Origin of the sequence: Flavobacterium pallidum (assembly GCF_003097535.1) — a bacterium.
Lineage (GTDB): Bacteria > Bacteroidota > Bacteroidia > Flavobacteriales > Flavobacteriaceae > Flavobacterium > Flavobacterium pallidum.
Genome location: NZ_CP029187.1, coordinates 126,743 through 143,175, shown reverse-complemented (window position 1 = coordinate 143,175; position 16,433 = coordinate 126,743). Strand labels below are relative to the sequence as shown.

At 43.4% G+C, this 16,433-nt stretch carries 14 protein-coding genes; 11 read left to right on the top strand and 3 right to left on the bottom strand.

Annotated features, from left to right (window positions below):
* The first annotated feature begins 81 nt into the window (after window positions 1-81).
* Together HYN49_RS00445 and ctlX are read left to right on the top strand one after the other, a co-directional pair.
* Window positions 82-1,038 (top strand): arginase, encoded by a 957-nt coding sequence (locus HYN49_RS00445; protein ID WP_108904892.1) that lies wholly within the window; start codon window positions 82-84, stop codon window positions 1,036-1,038.
* A gap of 207 nt (window positions 1,039-1,245) precedes the next feature.
* Window positions 1,246-2,184, top strand: coding sequence for a citrulline utilization hydrolase CtlX (ctlX, locus tag HYN49_RS00440; RefSeq protein ID WP_108902288.1), 939 nt, complete (start codon window positions 1,246-1,248; stop codon window positions 2,182-2,184).
* 68 nt (window positions 2,185-2,252) lie between these two features.
* Here the strand turns inward: ctlX and HYN49_RS00435 are convergent, their stop codons facing one another.
* A complete protein-coding gene (locus tag HYN49_RS00435; RefSeq protein WP_245892225.1) occupies window positions 2,253-3,194 on the bottom strand; it encodes a DUF6607 family protein in 942 nt (313 codons plus the stop codon).
* A gap of 101 nt (window positions 3,195-3,295) precedes the next feature.
* On the opposite strand from HYN49_RS00435, the gene HYN49_RS00430 reads away from it, so the two are divergent.
* From HYN49_RS00430 to HYN49_RS00420, 3 genes are read left to right on the top strand one after another with little or no spacing between them, the layout of a single operon-like run.
* Entirely contained in the window at window positions 3,296-5,443 is a 2,148-nt protein-coding gene (locus HYN49_RS00430) for a TonB-dependent receptor plug domain-containing protein (protein WP_108902287.1), read from the top strand.
* A gap of 6 nt (window positions 5,444-5,449) precedes the next feature.
* Window positions 5,450-6,874: an HmuY family protein gene (locus tag HYN49_RS00425; protein ID WP_245892223.1), complete on the top strand. Its 1,425-nt coding sequence runs from the start codon at window positions 5,450-5,452 to the stop codon at window positions 6,872-6,874.
* 2 nt (window positions 6,875-6,876) lie between these two features.
* Window positions 6,877-7,338 (top strand): DoxX family membrane protein, encoded by a 462-nt coding sequence (locus HYN49_RS00420; RefSeq protein ID WP_108902286.1) that lies wholly within the window; start codon window positions 6,877-6,879, stop codon window positions 7,336-7,338.
* Window positions 7,339-7,387: 49 nt separating this feature from the next.
* Here HYN49_RS00420 and HYN49_RS00415 read toward each other — a convergent pair whose 3' ends face one another.
* Window positions 7,388-8,017 (bottom strand): MarC family NAAT transporter, encoded by a 630-nt coding sequence (locus tag HYN49_RS00415; RefSeq protein WP_108902285.1) that lies wholly within the window; start codon window positions 8,015-8,017, stop codon window positions 7,388-7,390.
* A 105-nt stretch (window positions 8,018-8,122) separates the two neighbouring features.
* Here HYN49_RS00415 and HYN49_RS00410 point away from each other — a divergent pair, with 105 nt between their 5' ends.
* Entirely contained in the window at window positions 8,123-8,488 is a 366-nt protein-coding gene (locus HYN49_RS00410) for a CoA-binding protein (RefSeq protein ID WP_108902284.1), read from the top strand.
* Here the strand turns inward: HYN49_RS00410 and HYN49_RS00405 are convergent.
* Window positions 8,485-9,981 carry a sodium:solute symporter gene (locus tag HYN49_RS00405; RefSeq protein WP_108902283.1) on the bottom strand — a complete coding sequence of 499 codons (1,497 nt, stop codon included), beginning with the start codon at window positions 9,979-9,981 and terminating at the stop codon, window positions 8,485-8,487. The genes HYN49_RS00410 and HYN49_RS00405 overlap by 4 nt on opposite strands.
* A gap of 131 nt (window positions 9,982-10,112) precedes the next feature.
* Here HYN49_RS00405 and recR point away from each other — a divergent pair, with 131 nt between their 5' ends.
* The 5 genes from recR (at window position 10,113) to HYN49_RS00380 (ending at window position 16,405) form a co-directional block, all read left to right on the top strand.
* Complete coding sequence (gene recR / locus HYN49_RS00400) at window positions 10,113-10,733, top strand: recombination mediator RecR (RefSeq protein WP_108902282.1); 621 nt, start codon at window positions 10,113-10,115, stop codon at window positions 10,731-10,733.
* Window positions 10,734-10,791: 58 nt separating this feature from the next.
* On the top strand, window positions 10,792-11,583 hold the full coding sequence (locus HYN49_RS00395) for a polysaccharide biosynthesis/export family protein (RefSeq protein WP_108902281.1): 792 nt from the start codon (window positions 10,792-10,794) through the stop codon (window positions 11,581-11,583).
* Between the two features lie 10 nt (window positions 11,584-11,593).
* Window positions 11,594-14,080, top strand: coding sequence for a polysaccharide biosynthesis tyrosine autokinase (locus tag HYN49_RS00390; protein WP_108902280.1), 2,487 nt, complete (start codon window positions 11,594-11,596; stop codon window positions 14,078-14,080).
* 63 nt (window positions 14,081-14,143) lie between these two features.
* A complete protein-coding gene (locus HYN49_RS00385) occupies window positions 14,144-15,115 on the top strand; it encodes an SDR family oxidoreductase (protein WP_108902279.1) in 972 nt (323 codons plus the stop codon).
* A 15-nt stretch (window positions 15,116-15,130) separates the two neighbouring features.
* Complete coding sequence (locus tag HYN49_RS00380; protein WP_108902278.1) at window positions 15,131-16,405, top strand: nucleotide sugar dehydrogenase; 1,275 nt, start codon at window positions 15,131-15,133, stop codon at window positions 16,403-16,405.
* The last annotated feature ends 28 nt before the right edge of the window (window positions 16,406-16,433 follow it).

The following is a 16,433-nucleotide window of genomic DNA, read 5'->3' as shown; positions in this document are numbered from 1 at the left end:
AACGACACACTTTGCAGATTGTGCGAAATATATATCTTTGCTGAAACCGGGATTTTAGAGATAAATCCCAAAACAGGATTTATGCACGAGAAAATTACTTTCCTTTTAAACCAATCCGAAATCACCGCTGGCACCCGCGGCGCTTCCTTGGGGCCTGATGCGATTATGACAGCGGCACGTAATGCAAATAGCTTCCTTTTTTCGGAGAATGAAGTGAAACGCCTGCCCAATATGAATCATTTGCTGGACAAGCCTGCCGTTTGCCCTTTAGCAAAGAACATAGAAGGGGTGATCTCTGTTTACAACGAACTGAACAAGGCGGTTCCGCAAATCATCAGCGAAGGGGCTTTTCCTTTCATTATTGCTGCCGACCATGGTTCTGCCGGAGGTACGATTGCCGCCATCAAAACTGCTTTTCCTGAGAAAAGGCTTGGGGTTTTGTGGATTGATGCGCATGCCGATATCCATACGCCTTACACCACGCCAACCGGCAATATGCACGGCATGCCTTTAGCAATAGCATTGCACACAGACAATATGGAATGTAAAGTCAATGATGTGGATGCACAAACCATCTCAAAATGGGAAATGCTAAAATCAATCGGCGGAAATCACCCAAAAGTGCAGCCCGAAGACATGATGTATATTGCTGTGCGGGATACCGAAGAACAAGAAGATTGCATTATCAGGGAACTGAACATCCAAAATATTGCCGTGGCAGAACTCCGCGTAAAAGGCATTGACGAAATTATTGCGATTGTGAATGCAAAATTTACCGACTGTGATATGGTTTATGTATCATTCGATGTGGATTCGATGGATCCAGAGCTGTCATCACACGGTACCGGAACGCCTGTAGAAAACGGATTAACACCAGAGGAAGCCAAAGCAATCATGCAGGCCATGGCATCACACACCAAACTGGTATGTATGGAAGTCGTTGAAGTCAATCCATGCCTGGATGAAAAGAAGAACCGTATGGCGGAGATTGCTTTTGATCTTATTGCATCGACTTGTGATGTTTTAAAAAATAAGTGACATCAACTTTAACAATTAATGTGTTTTTTACGTAAAAGAGTATCAGTAAAAAAGAGTATTTTACCTTCGGGGAAGGGAAAATGCTAGCCCTACGCATTCACAACATTTATTCAATACGGAAAGTACGTAGCATTTGTTAAATTTTAAATCATTGCCAATAAAATACACACTGCATGGCAATGCGCAATCCCTCAAAACGTCAAATTGATGCACCAATCCACCAATACCCTATTGATGATCCGTCCGGTTTCGTTCCGGATGAATCCCCAAACGACCATTGACAATGCTTTTCAGAAAGGTATGGGCGGAATGCTGCCTGCTGCGATCAACGCAAAAGCGCAGCAGGAATTTGATGCCCTGGTTGATGTCCTAAAAAAAGCAGGCGTTGAAGTCATTGTCATCGATGACACCGAAAAACCAGACACCCCGGATTCCATTTTCCCGAACAACTGGGTTTCATTCCACGAGAATGGTGATGTTGCACTATATCCGATGCGCGCTGAAAACCGCCGACCCGAAAGGCGGGAAGACATTCTTGATATCCTTGAAGGGAAAGGATTCCTTATAGAAAATGTAATGGATTATACTGATGCCGAAACTGACGGCTACTTTCTTGAAGGTACCGGAAGTGTGGTGCTGGACCGCGTGAACGGAAAAGCGTATTGCTGCCTGTCTGAGCGCAGCAATGAGGAATTGTTTATTGAGTTCTGCGAGGATTTTGATTTGCATCCTGTTATTTTTGAAGCATTTCATGCAAATAATAACAAAAGGAAACCGATTTACCATACCAATGTCATGTTATGTATCGGTTCAAAATTTGCCGTAATCTTCGCTGATGCCATTGACGATAAAAAAGAACGTAAAATGGTGCTCGACAGCCTTAAAGATGACGGTAAGGAAATTATTTTCATCACAGAAAGCCAACTTGATGCTTTCGCCGGAAATATGCTCGAAGTACTTGGCAGTGATGACAAGAAGCTGGTTCTAATGAGCGCTGCAGCCAAAGAAAGCCTCACAGAGGACCAAATCAATAAACTTCAGAAACATGCTGAAATCTTGAGTTCCGATTTAAAAACAATCGAAGCCTGTGGCGGCGGAAGTGTACGCTGTATGATAGCTGAAGTGTTCTTACCCCATACAAAATAACTTAAATAAAAAATTCCAAACCCCAATGTTGATTAGGATTTGGAATTTTCTATTTGAATTTGATTGCGTTACTTCACGAAGCTGTCAATGATCTTGTCGCTGTCCGCTTTAGCAGCATCTGCTTTGAGCTCAAACAATTGCTCGTAAAGAAAAGTGTCTTTTACTTTGGTTTCAAGGTTCAGGTCCTTTTTGCGTTCGTAAACCGTTTGCCATTTTGTGCGTATGTTTTTCCATAACGCGGCATTCTTTTTCCAATAGTCACGCGCAGCCTGGCATTTTGAGTCGGCTACCTTGCGGTACACGTCATATCCTTTTTCCTTAGCGACCAACACATCTTTTCCGGTATCGTCGCGAATGATCTTCTCATTGTCCTGGTCGTGTATCCAGCCTTCTTTCGTAATTTCATGGGTGTTGGTCCTTTTCAGGACATTGTAATCGTTACGGATGGTATATTCCCTTCTTGGCAACGGCGCGTCAGCTACGTCAGTCCAGTAATGCCTTCCGTCGGCGTGGATCCAGGTTGCGGTTCCGGTGTAGCGCGGACTGTCGTCGACCTGGTACACGTTTTGTGTCCATTGCCCTTTTACGGCTGTTTTCGGCAAGGCATTGTACTTCCAGGTTTTATCCTTGAAAAACGTGTAGAAATCGTTGTTCTCATACACCCAGTCCTGGCGCCAATGCTTTATGATAATAGAATCTGAAACCAATAATAAATGCTGCAACACCAATTTATTCGGTTGGTCTTCCGCCAGTTCGACCCATTCTAAACCGGAATCAAGTTTTGTTTTTGAGGGCTTATAATTTTCGTCCTTGGAATACTGAAATGTTTCAGCAAAATTGAATTCTACTTCATAGCAGCCACACATCGATTTGATTGCCTTGATGTCTTCTGCTTTTTTGTTTTCCTGGGCATTTGCAAGCGAAAATCCAAGAGTTGCCACAGCCAAAAATAGCCAGTTGTGGATTGAAGATTTGTAATTGATTTGATTTTTAGGTTGTTGTGATTTCATAAAAAAGGTTAAATATTTCTGACGCAAAAATAGTATTTTTATTTAGAACAATTAAAAATAACAATATATATTTGCAGAATTATTAAGAACAAATCTAAATAATGAAGCCAAACCTATCTATAACGATTCTTCTTTTCCTCACACTTTCTGTTTCAGCGCAGGAAAAAACTGGCGATTCTCTCAAAACGGCTGCGCTTCAGGAAGTCGTCATCACAGGACAATTTGAACCACAGGCCTTAAAAAAATCGGTTTATAATGTAAGGGTTATTACGAAAGACGATATCAAGCAACTCGCCGCCAACAACCTTAGCGATGTATTGAATCAGTATTTGAATATCTCCATCCGGACCAGTGGCAGCGATGGGCGTTCACAGGTTTCTATGTTTGGTCTCGACGCGCAATATTTCAAGATCCTGGTTGATAATATTCCCCTCGTAAGCGACACCGGCTTAGGAAACAACATCGATTTGACGCAGGTGAATCTTGACGATGTCGAACAGATTGAAATCATCGAAGGTTCCATGGCTGTCACGCACGGCGCCAATGCTGTTACCGGGGTTTTAAACATCATCACCAAAAAGAAATCGGCGCAGGATTGGGAAGTTTCAGCAACCGCGCAGGAAGAAACGGTTTCGGATGAGTTCGCTTTTTTTGACAAAGGAAGGCACATACAATCCTTTAAGATATCGCATAATTTCAACAGCAATTGGTTCGTCTCCACTGGCTTCAACCGCAATGATTTTGCTGGTTATTATGCCAACAGCAAAGGGAAGGATTACAGCGTCAACGACGGTTTGCGTGGCCATGTCTGGCTCCCGAAAGAGCAACTTGCTACGAATATTTTAATCGGTTACCGCAAAAACGATTTCCGCTTTTTTTACAAGTTCGATTATTTCGGGGAAAACGTCGATTTTTACAATCCCATCGTCATCCCGCAGGACAATTACCCTTTCCCGGAAACCTATTACACAAATGACCGCAGGTACATTTCGAATCGTTTTTACCATCATTTGAACGCTTACGGAAAGCTTTTTTTCGCACTTTCCTATAATGTTTCGGTGTCGCACCAGAGGCAGCAACGCGATTTCGAGCGTTTCAATTATCAATTGGAAACCCAGCAGGAATCGGCAAACAAAAGGGAAAATTACCAATCAAAAGAGGTGTTCTATTCGACCGGAACCTTAAGCAATTTCTTCAAAAACAAATCTTTCGACCTGCAGTTGGGTTATGAAGCCGTCAGTGAAAATGGCTTTTATGACTCGAGCGCCGGAATTTTCAAGGACGACAACCAGCAATTGACGAACATCCGGAAGCGGTTGGAGAATTATGATTTTTTCGCTTCCGCAGAAATCAATATGACGGCTGCATTCTCAATCCGCCCAGGACTGCGGTATTCGTTCCAGTCGAAATTTGACGACCAATATGCCGCCTCTCTCGGATTGCGTTACCTTTTCGCGAAAGGGATTGAAGCAAGGATTTCTATCGGAAAGTCCTACCGTACGCCGAATTTTGATGAATTGTATACTTATTTCGTCGATTCGAACCACAATTTGCAGGGCAATGAAAACCTGTCTCCGGAAACGGGAATGTCTTATGAGGCAAGTGTAAAAAAGAACACTTTTTTTGAATCGGGTACGAAAATTTCCAATACGCTGGCGGTGACTTTACTCGATGTAGATGACCGCATCAGTCTTGTGCTGGACCAGATTACACCTGCGCAGCGCTATAAATACCTGAATATCGACAGTTATAAAATGTGGAATATTGCTACGACAAACCAATTTTCGTATAAAAACTGGAACACCAGTTTAGGGCTTGCACTGGTGGGGATTTCCCAGAAAATAGATTTGGCGGCATTGAACACCACTTCTGACGACCGTTTCCTGTATACGCTGCAAATCAATTCAAGTGTTTCTTACAACATCCCGAAATGGAATGTGCTTTTAGCCATTTATTGCAAATACAACGGCAGGCAGCAGCAATATGTTTCGGCAACCGATATAAACAATAACGCGACTTTCCTGCTTTCAGAAATCGATGCCTACAGCTGGATGGACACTTCGGTGAGAAAAGATTTTTTGAGTAAAAAGCTGGAAGTGACCCTCGGTGCGCGAAACCTGTTCGATGTAAAAACCGTCCGTATGACTACCGGAACCACCGGAATCCATGCTGCTGGCTCGGACATGCTGCTGGGCTACGGCCGCTCGGCATTCCTTAAACTTACGTATAACCTAAATTTTAATAAATAAATCACCATGAAAAACAAGTTAATTTTATTCCTTTCCTGTGTAACGCTTGCCTTTACGGCCTGCAACGACGATGATAGCAAGAATGCTGCTGATGTTTCCGTAGCCTTTTCCGTGCCGTCGATGAATCTATCCGCTGCTGCCACGCCTGTTGCGATTGTTTTCTCGGATGCTGCGCCTGCAGCCGGTACTGTGACACTGACTTTCGATGCCAACGCCGTAACATACGGTACGGATTTCTCCACACTTCCCGCTGCTGACGGCAATACCGTCGTCGTTCCTTTCGAAGCCGGTGCAACAACAGTTCACTTCACCTTCAACAAACTGATTGACGCGATTGAAGGCCAGGTAAAGAATGTAGCATTTACAGTAACTGCAGTTTCTTTTGGCGGAACCATTTCGGCTAATGATTCTATTCAGCTTAACTTTAACGAAACCGCCTCTTTGGGTTCGGCTTTAGCCGCTGAAACTGGCGGCCCGACACAACCAAACCAGGTGTATATCGATTTGAGCAGCGGCACCATGACGATGGCAAAAAGGGTTTCCTGGGATTTGGGATTTTATTCCGGGACTGATTTTCGTGTGGTGTTGAACAGTTCCTTGAAAATGGCTGCAAAAAAACTCGAAACTACCAATATCGATGAAGTGCAGGCAGCTGACGAAACGATGATTATTGCACAAGGGCAAGGCATTGCCAGCCAGGTTGACAACCCGACAGGCGTTTTCGACAACGATGCCAGTACACACGACACGGCAATCGATGCTATTTCTGCAAACGATGCCGACAATAAAGTCTACCTTGTCAATATGGGAAGCAATCCTGCTGCGAATGCGCCAGCCATCGGTGCGGACGGTTCAGGTTCAGGATCATTGAGGGGCTGGATGAAAATCCGTGTTTTAAGGAACGGGAATGATTATAAGATTCAATATGCTGATATTGCATCCATTACGCATCAGGAAGTTACCATATCGAAAGATACGGCTTATAACTTTACATTTTTCAGTTTAACCACAAAAAATGTAGTACCGGTGGAACCTCAAAAAACACAATGGGATTTAAACTTTACCACCTTTACGAATTTATTGGGCGGAACCACACCGTATTATTTTCCTGATTTCGTTGTAACCAATTTAAAAGGCGGTGCCAAAGCGTATATGGTTTCGATTACTGATACAGTGACTTATGACAGTTTTACGAAAGCCAACGTAGTACAGGATAACTTTACCGACAACCAAACCAATATTGGGTCAAACTGGAGAAGCACGAGCGTAAACGGCCCGAATGGTCCTGTTTCACAATTTGTTTTAAAGACCGACCGCTTTTTTGTCATTAAAGATCCTGCAGGAAATATCTATAAGCTGAAATTTACCGGTGGTGCTAATACTGCCGGAGAACGCGGTTACCCAACATTCCAATACGCTTTATTGCAATAATCATGAAAGTAAAAAACATCATCAGGATACTTTTCAATCTGATCCTTGGCGGCATGCTGGCCTATGGCGGTATCATGAAATTTGACAAGCCCATGCCATCGCCAACAGAAATTGTTGAAAAAGTGAAAAAAGGGGAGGAAGTAGCGCCGAATACAGCAGTCCTTCAAATCAAGAATTACATCTTCGGGATGAAGCAAACCGGATTTTTCTGGGAATTCCTAGGCGTTGTGGAACTGGCTGCCGGCGTATTGCTGATCAGTCAGGTGTTTTCCGGAATCGGGGCATTGGTTGCGTTACCGGTCATCTTAAATATTTTCCTGTTCCACCTGTTTCTTGAATTTGAAGAAACCGGCGAACTGCTTCAAACCGGCGGGTTGCTATTGATCAACCTGATTTTGATCGGGTTTACATACAAAACATGGAAACCGTTGTTGTATGATAAGAAAATCCTAAGCTTAGGATAGTTTTGTTTTATTGTTTGTTTGAAAGGCTTCCTTCGGGAGGCCTTTTTATTTAAAGGAAATTTCCGCGTATGATGCTTACGATGGAACTTACGATATATTGGATCCCGATCGCAATCACAATAAAACCTACAATCCTTGAAATCGCGACAATCCCTGAAGCGCCCAGGATTTTGGCCAGGTAATGGCCGCTTCTCAAAATCAGGAAAATCACAAAAGCCACAGCCAATATCGACAACACCGCAATCAGCATTTCTTCGGTTTTATGATGCTCCTGGTAAAATGCAATCAACAATGAAATGGAGCCCGGACCGGCGAGCATCGGGATGGCTAAGGGCGTTAATGCAATGTCATTTCGTTTCTGGACATCACTTGCCACTTCTTTATTGATTTCGCGGGTTTTACTGAATTTTCCCGTAAGCAGTGAAAATCCCGAACTTACGATAATCAATCCGCCGGCAATCCGTAACGCCTCGATACTGATCCCGAAAAACGTCAGTACATACTGTCCGATAAAATACGAAATGATCAGGATAATGAATACATCGATGGCAGTCCAGAGTGAAATCCGCGAACGCTCCTTTTTATCATCATCCTGCGTCAGCCCTACAAATATCGGGACGGTACCAATGGGATTCAGGACTGAAAAAAGTGCGGCAAATAAGTAAATAAATAACTCCATGTTTTTTTTGCAAAATTAATTTCGGAACCAGCCTCTTCTGTAAAGTTATAAATAAAAAATCATTATCATAAAAAGACAAAATGACTTATTGCGTATTTTTGCAATATGAAAAATAAAAAAACACTCGTACTTGGTGCGTCTGAAAACCCTGCAAGGTATTCCAATATGGCCATCAACCGCCTGACAGGGCACGACCATTCTGTGGTTGCCATCGGGCAGAAGGAAGGTGATGTGGCCGGTGTTAAAATCCAGACCAAACAGCTGCCTTTTACGAATATTGACACAGTGACGTTATATCTGAATCCGCAGCGCCAAAGGGATTATTACAACTACATCATCGGCCTGCAACCCAAAAGGGTCATTTTCAACCCCGGCACCGAAAATCCGGAATTATACCAATTGCTGCGTGCTAACGGAATCCAGATTGAAGTGGCCTGTACCCTGGTGATGCTGGCGACAAATCAGTATTAAAACCTCGTTTCAGAATCCGCGGGCCTGCTGATAAGCCATAAGCCGAAGAAAGTAATCAGCCCGTTTACGATAATCAGTTCGTTGTCAAATACATAATCGCCAAAAAGTGCTTCCGAATATTTACTGATAAAGAAACAGATTGCCGGCGATACCAGGCAGATGAACGGAACGAGTTTGTCATTGACGGTTTTCGATTTCATAAAAAGCCCAAACGCATACAAACCTAAAAGCGGTCCATAGGTATAGGAGGCAATCTTAAAGATCATCTTCACGACTGAAGCATCATTAACCGAATTAAAGATCACGATTACCAGAAACATCAGCAGTGAAAAGGCAATGTGTATCCAATGGCGGGTCCTCACAGCATTGGGCTTGTTTTGGTTTCCGGCTTTATCCATGCCAAGGAAATCCACGCAGAAAGAAGTCGTTAAAGCCGTTAAAGCCGAATCGGTTGTAGCGAAAGTTGCGGCGGTCAATCCCAATAAAAAGACCACTGCCGGAACGATTGTGAGGTGGTGGAATGCAATCTCTGGAAATAGCAAATCGGTTCTTGCCACGCCATCAACCATCGGGATTGCGATGCCATTTTTCTCGGCATACATGTATAGCAGCGCCCCGACGCTCAGGAAGAAGATATTGATCAGCACAAAAATTCCGGTAAACGTAAACATGTTTTTCTGGGCTTCGCCAATGTTTTTACAGCTGAGGTTCTTTTGCATCAGATCCTGATCCAGACCAACCATGGCAATGGTTACGAAGATTCCGCCCAGAAGCTGTTTCCAGAAATAATTGCCTTTAAGGAAATCCTCAAAGAAAAAAACTTTCGAATAATTACTTTCCTTTACCGTTTCAAAAGCCTGAAATGCGGATAAATCCAGGCTGTCACAAATAAAATAAATGGTCAGGAATACCGATGAAACCAAAAAGAACGTTTGCAGCGTGTCCGTAATAATGATGGTCTTTAATCCACCGCGATAGGTATACGCAAAAATCAACCCCAGCGAAATTAAAACCGTAAGTGCAAACGGGATCTGGAAGGCATCAAAAACATAGCGCTGCAACACGATCACGACCAGATACAAACGAAAAGCCGAGCCGATCGTACGGCTGATTAAGAAAATGGATGCAGCCGTTTTGTAGCTTACAACCCCCAGGCGTTGTTCAATATAACCATAAATGGAGGTCAGGTTCATGCGGTAATACAGCGGCAGCAGTACTTTGGCAATAATCAGGAACCCGATGGCATTCCCAAGGATAAACTGGAAATATTTGAATTGCAGGTCCGGATTGCCCACTTCACCGGGAACAGAAATGAAAGTCACCCCGGACAGCGCCGTCCCGATCATCCCGAAAGCGACGAGGTACCATCTGGAATTTTTATTGGCTTTGAAAAATGTATCGTTATCGCTGTTTTTACGGCTTACGAAATAGGAAATGATAAAGAGCATTCCGAAATAGACGATAATCAGTGTGAGGATGGTTGCCGGAGACATGTTTGGTGGTTTGTGGGGCAAAATACAAATTTTTAAGTTATCAGTCGCGGTCGCGGTTAACAGTTTTACCTCATCTCTGAAACTGCCTGCTGAGACTGCGACTGAATACTAAATTTAACTACATTTGCCCCATGGAATTTTCGTCGAAAATACTCGAAAGGGCAGTCAATGAAATGTCGCAATTGCCCGGCATAGGCAAGCGGACAGCGCTCCGGCTGGTGCTGCATTTATTGAAGCAGCCCGTTGATCAGACCACCTTCCTGTCACAGGCGCTTGTGGCGATGCGCGAGGATGTGAAATTCTGCGAAAGCTGCAACAATATTTCAGATTCGGAAGTGTGCGAAATCTGCTCCAACCCGAAACGCGATCATGCACTGGTTTGTGTGGTGGAAGATATCCGCGATGTAATGGCGATTGAAAATACGCGCCAGTTCAAGGGAATCTACCATGTGCTTGGCGGGAAAATTTCCCCGATTGACGGGGTAGGCCCGGGACAGCTCAAGATTGCGGCGTTGGTAGACAAAGTGAAGTCCGGAAAAGTACATGAGCTCATTTTTGCGTTAAGCCCGACCATGGAAGGCGATACGACGAATTTTTACATTTATAAGCAAATCAGTGATTTTGGCATCATCACCTCTGCGATTGCACGCGGGATTGCGGTGGGCGATGAACTCGAGTATGCTGATGAGGTGACTTTGGGGCGGAGTATACTGCAAAGGGTTCCTTTTGAGAATTCTTTCGGGAACCATTAAGCAATAGGGTTAATGGATTTTATAATTATAACTATATTTGTTTGCTAATACATTTCAAATGAAGATAAGATTGTGGTGTTTATTATTGCTGTGCGCATTTTTTACTTCCTGTATTCCCACGAAAGACATGGTTTACCTTCAGAATAAATCCGATACTGTAGCGGTAAGTCCCATAAATCCGGTTTCCTTAAAGCCATACAGGCTTCAGACCAATGACATCATAAGCATTACGATCAAAGCAATAGACCAGAAACTGGTGGCGATTTTTAGCCAAAACTCCAATGCTGAAGGCGGCGGAGGAGAATCAGAATCCAGCTTGTATTTCAATGGTTTTACGGTGGATGACCACGGCAACATCAGGATACCCATTCTGGGCGAAGTCAATGTGCTGGGATTTACGCTTGATGAAGTCCGGCAGAAGATCGAAAAGGAATTGCTTGAAACGTATTTTAACAAGGAAGCGGATATATTCGTCAATGTAAAGCTCGCAGGAATAAAATTTACCGTAAACGGGGAGGTTGTGAGTCCGGGATCCAAAACGCTTTTTACAGAAAAGCTGACCATCCTGGAAGCCCTTGCAAATTCCGGGGATATCACGATAACCGGCGACCGCAAGGCAGTGACGGTCATCAGGCAGTTCCCCTACGGCACCGAAATGCATGATATCGACCTTACCGATGTAAAATCCATGCAAAGCCCTTATTATTTTATCCAGCCAAACGATTACATCTATGTCAAGCCCTTAAAGCAAAAGTCATGGGGAACAGGGAAAACCGGTATAGAATCGTTAACCACGATAATTACCATCCTGTCTTTGGCAACAACAACCTTTTTATTGCTTAAAAATTAAAACGTATTAGATGCTCGATACCAAGGATTTTTCTTTTTTTGAAAGTGAGAACAGTTTTGATTTTAAAGGCTTTCTGATAAAGACTGCCAGTTATTGGCGTTGGTTCCTGGTAAGCTGGATTGTTGCTTTCACGATTGCATACCAGGTCAATATCAGGAAGGAGAAAATATATGGATTGGAAACCACCATTTCCGTGAAAGAAGAGAACAACCCTTTTTTTACAGCGAATACCAGCCTGGTCTTCAACTGGGGCGGTACTTCAGACCAGGTCCAGACGATTGCTTCCACCTTAAGGTCACGGTCACACAATGAATTGGTGGTCAGTAAGCTTGATTTCTTCATCGATTATCTTAAGGAAGGTAAATACAACATGATTGATGCTTATGGAGAGGCACCATTTTATGTTGAATTTGATAAAAAGTACGGACAGCTTGCAGGGATCCCTATCAGGATTACTTTTTTGAGCGAAAGCGTATACCAGGTCTATATCAATTTTGAGAGTGACAGCGCCGGCCTGATCAATTATTCCGATAATTCTAATAGCAGCACAGCCGTATCCAAAGGGGAATTCAAAGCCAATTTCAGGACGGGCGAAAAAGTAAAACTGCCGTTCCTGAACTGGAAGTTGTTTATAAAAGACAACCCTGGTTTTTACAAAGGAAATATATATTTTGTCCGGTTTAACAGTTTTGACGGCACCGTTTCCGGATACCAGGGCATCAATGTTGAAGCGGATGCGAAAGGTGGATCAATACTGAAGTTGTCACTCCAGGGCACCAATAAAGCCAGGATCGTAAAATACCTTAACACTACGGTACAGGTCCTGAAAGAGAATGAGCTGGCTGCGAAAAACCAATTTGCGACCAACACCATCAACTTTATAGACAGTACGATGATCGCCATGGAAGACCAGATTAAGCGTACAGGCGATGAGCTCAAAGCATTTACAAAAGGAAAAAACCTCGTGCAGATTGAAGGAGGTGGTGCGCAAATCAACGGGCAACTTTTGGAATATGAGATCAAAAAAGATGAAGTGGCCAGAAAAATTGCCTATTACAACAATTTACGGAATTACCTGAAAAACGAAAGTGATTTTTCAAAACTAACGGCACCGGCAGTAGCAGGCATAGAAGACCCGAATATTGTGGTAAACGTCTCAAAACTGATTTCACTTTCCACGCAACGTTCAGAAATGAAATACGCAGTGAAGAGCAAGAAGATGTTTGATGATTTTGACAACCAGATGGACGCTATTAAAAACATATTGCTTGAAAATATCGTTTCTGCAAAATCGGCGCTGCAATATGAAATGAATATGGTGACCGGGAATATGAATAAGGCCAACAATTCCATAAAACAACTTCCGGAAGACCAGCAGGAACTCCTTAAAATCCAGAGAAAATACGATCTTAACAGCAATATCTACAATGATTTCCTGAAAAAAAGGACCGAGGCGGATATTGTCAAGGCCGCAAATGTATCCGATATCAAATTTATCGACCCTGCAAAAGATGTCGGTGGCGGATTGGTAGGCCCGAAAACAGGTGTCAATTATGTGCTGGCGTTATTTTTAGGTTTTATTATACCATTGCTCTTCGTATTCGGGATTTTCTTCGTCAACAATTCCATCCAGAATACCGATGATGTGTCCAAACTGACGACAATCCCATTGATAGGTGTCATCGGTAAAAAGCACACCGACTCGAACCTTTCTGTATTTGAAAGACCAAAGTCGGCCTTGTCCGAATCTTTCAGGGCCATCCGTTCTTCGCTGCAGTTCCTGTACAAAAAACAAAACGTATCGGGAGCCAAGACTTTGATGATTACTTCGTCGGTGAGCGGTGAAGGCAAGACCTTTTGCTCCATTAATATCGCGACCGTGTTTGCAATGAGCGAAAAGAAGACCATCATTATTGGGTTGGATTTAAGGAAGCCTAAGATTTTCGGGGATTTTAAAATCAGCAATGATATCGGTGCCGTGAATTACCTGATTGGGCAAAAAACGCTTGATGAAATCATCCAGCCGACACACATCCCCTTCCTGGATGTCATTACCTCCGGACCGATTCCGCCAAACCCCGCCGAACTGATCCTTAGCGATGGCATGCGCGACATGCTTTTGCTGCTGAAGGAAAAATATGACTACATTATCCTGGACACGCCTCCTATCGGGTTGGTTTCTGATGCGTTGGAACTGGCACCATATTCTGATGTGATATTGTATGTCATCAGGCAGAATTTTACCAAAAAGGACATGATTACCCTATTGAATACCAGATACAAGCGGGATGAAATTGACAATGTCAGCATCATCCTGAACAGTTTCGAAAGCAAGGCAAAATATGGTTATGGCTACGGTTACAGTTATGGTTATGGCTACGGTTACGGAAGCTATTCCAACGGTTACCATGAAGATGACAAGAAAGGGAATATTTTTGTCAGGGCCCTCAAGTTTATCATTGGCGATATTTCGCTGCGTAAAAACAAAGGCGACTAAACTGCGATTACGCAACAGCTGTTAATGAAATTATAAATCATATATTTGCACAAATTTTCAAATATGCAGTCAACTATATTGATTACGGGTGGGGCGGGATTTATAGGCTCTAATCTTTGTGAACATTTTATTGGCAAAAATTATAAGGTGGTTTGCCTTGATAATTTTGCCACCGGTCACCGCCACAATATCCAGCACCTGTTTGAAAATCCAAATTTCACATTGGTTGAAGGCGATATCAGGAACATAGACGATTGCAGAAAAGCAGTCGGCGGTGCGGATTATGTATTGCATCAGGCTGCGTTAGGTTCAGTTCCAAGGTCTATCAATGACCCCGTGACGAGCAATGATGTAAACGTCAGCGGATTCCTCAATATGTTGGTGGCTTCGCGTGATGCCAATGTGAAAAGGTTTGTATTTGCTGCCAGTTCCTCCACTTATGGTGATTCTGAAAGTTTGCCAAAAGTAGAGCATGTTATAGGGAAACCGCTTTCCCCTTATGCCATCACAAAATATGTAAATGAATTGTACGCCGATATTTTCAGTAAGACCTACGGGCTGGAAACCATCGGATTAAGATATTTTAATGTATTCGGAAGGAAGCAGGACCCAAAAGGGGCGTATGCTGCCGTAATCCCGAAATTCGTGATGCAGTTTATGAATTACGAAAGTCCCGTCATCAACGGCGATGGAAATTATTCAAGGGATTTCACTTATATTGATAACGTCATCCAGATGAATGAACTGGCGATGACCACCCAAAATCCCGAAGCGGTAAATACAGTTTACAATACGGCTTTCGGCGACCGCACCACGCTCAACGACCTCGTCGGTTACCTCAGGGAATTCCTGGCTGAACACGATCCGGCCATAGCCAATGTTGAAGTGGTTTACGGACCGAACCGCGCCGGTGATATTCCGCATTCGCTTGCCAGCATTGACAAAGCGAAAAACCTGATGGGTTACAATCCCCAATATTCCATGCGCGAAGGATTAAAACAGGCCGTAAACTGGTATTGGAACAATCTCAAATAACACAAAGCGTAAAAAATGAAAATAGCAGTCATAGGTTTAGGATATGTTGGTTTGCCATTGGCACGATTATTTGCAACCAAATACTCCGTTGTAGGATTTGACATCAACCAGAACCGCGTTAACGAGCTTAATGTAGGAGTGGACAATACCCTCGAAATTGAAAAAGAATTGCTGCAGTCCGTTTTGCTTAAAAGCGCTTCGGATAACGCCAATGGACTTTGGTGCTCTGCAAATCCTGAAGATATCAAGGACTGCAACTATTACGTAGTGACCGTTCCGACACCCGTTGATAAAAACAACCGCCCGGACCTTACCCCTTTATATAAGTCAAGTGAAACGGTGGGTAAAGTGCTTAAAAAAGGCGATATCGTGATTTATGAATCGACCGTTTATCCCGGTGTTACTGAAGAAGAATGTGTGCCGGTGCTTGAAAAGATCAGCGGACTGAAATTCAATGTTGATTTCTTCGCAGGTTATTCCCCTGAGCGCATCAACCCCGGTGATAAAGAACATACCGTCGAAAAAATCCTGAAAGTAACCGCTGGTTCTACGCCTGAAATAGGACAGAAAGTAGACCAGTTATACAAATCCGTAATCACCGCCGGAACGCATCTCGCACCGACTATTAAAGTGGCTGAAGCTGCCAAAGTGATTGAAAATTCACAACGCGACATCAACATTGCTTTCGTCAACGAACTGTCAAAGATTTTCAACAAGCTCGGAATCGATACGCACGACGTCCTTGAAGCCGCCGGTACCAAATGGAATTTCCTTCCCTTCCGTCCCGGATTGGTTGGCGGGCACTGCATCGGTGTGGATCCGTATTACCTTGCGCAAAAAGCGCAGGAGTGCGGTTACCATCCTGAAATCATCCTTGCGGGCAGGAGGCTCAACGACAGTATGGGCTCTTATGTGGCTTCCGAAGTCGTTAAGCTGATGATACGGAATGGTGTTGTCGTAAATGGTGCTGAACTGCTGATGCTCGGAATTACGTTCAAAGAGAATTGCCCTGACGTAAGGAATACTAAAATCGTTGATGTGATTGCTGCATTGGAAGAATATGGCATCCGTGTTTCTATCTATGATCCATGGGCGAATCCAGCCGAAGTGCAGCACGAATACAAACTGAAAACGACCAATACCATTCCTGATGAAAAATTCGATGCCATTGTGCTCGGCGTTTCGCATCATGAATTCCGCGATATTGATTACGATGTTTTGAAAAAGCCGAATGCGGTTTTATATGACGTAAAAGGCATACTCGGCAGTAAAGCCGACGGTAAATTATAATAAGAATTCAATCCTTTTGAAATATTAA

Bases quoted from the DNA above. Each gene is read 5' to 3' on its own strand.
- HYN49_RS00445 (WP_108904892.1), top strand. From the start codon at position 82: ATGCACGAGAAAATTACTTTCCTTTTAAACCAATCCGAAATCACCGCT.
- ctlX (WP_108902288.1), top strand. From the start codon at position 1,246: ATGCACCAATCCACCAATACCCTATTGATGATCCGTCCGGTTTCGTTC.
- HYN49_RS00435 (WP_245892225.1), bottom strand. From the start codon at position 3,194: ATGAAATCACAACAACCTAAAAATCAAATCAATTACAAATCTTCAATC.
- HYN49_RS00430 (WP_108902287.1), top strand. From the start codon at position 3,296: ATGAAGCCAAACCTATCTATAACGATTCTTCTTTTCCTCACACTTTCT.
- HYN49_RS00425 (WP_245892223.1), top strand. From the start codon at position 5,450: ATGAAAAACAAGTTAATTTTATTCCTTTCCTGTGTAACGCTTGCCTTT.
- HYN49_RS00420 (WP_108902286.1), top strand. From the start codon at position 6,877: ATGAAAGTAAAAAACATCATCAGGATACTTTTCAATCTGATCCTTGGC.
- HYN49_RS00415 (WP_108902285.1), bottom strand. From the start codon at position 8,017: ATGGAGTTATTTATTTACTTATTTGCCGCACTTTTTTCAGTCCTGAAT.
- HYN49_RS00410 (WP_108902284.1), top strand. From the start codon at position 8,123: ATGAAAAATAAAAAAACACTCGTACTTGGTGCGTCTGAAAACCCTGCA.
- HYN49_RS00405 (WP_108902283.1), bottom strand. From the start codon at position 9,981: ATGTCTCCGGCAACCATCCTCACACTGATTATCGTCTATTTCGGAATG.
- recR (WP_108902282.1), top strand. From the start codon at position 10,113: ATGGAATTTTCGTCGAAAATACTCGAAAGGGCAGTCAATGAAATGTCG.
- HYN49_RS00395 (WP_108902281.1), top strand. From the start codon at position 10,792: ATGAAGATAAGATTGTGGTGTTTATTATTGCTGTGCGCATTTTTTACT.
- HYN49_RS00390 (WP_108902280.1), top strand. From the start codon at position 11,594: ATGCTCGATACCAAGGATTTTTCTTTTTTTGAAAGTGAGAACAGTTTT.
- HYN49_RS00385 (WP_108902279.1), top strand. From the start codon at position 14,144: ATGCAGTCAACTATATTGATTACGGGTGGGGCGGGATTTATAGGCTCT.
- HYN49_RS00380 (WP_108902278.1), top strand. From the start codon at position 15,131: ATGAAAATAGCAGTCATAGGTTTAGGATATGTTGGTTTGCCATTGGCA.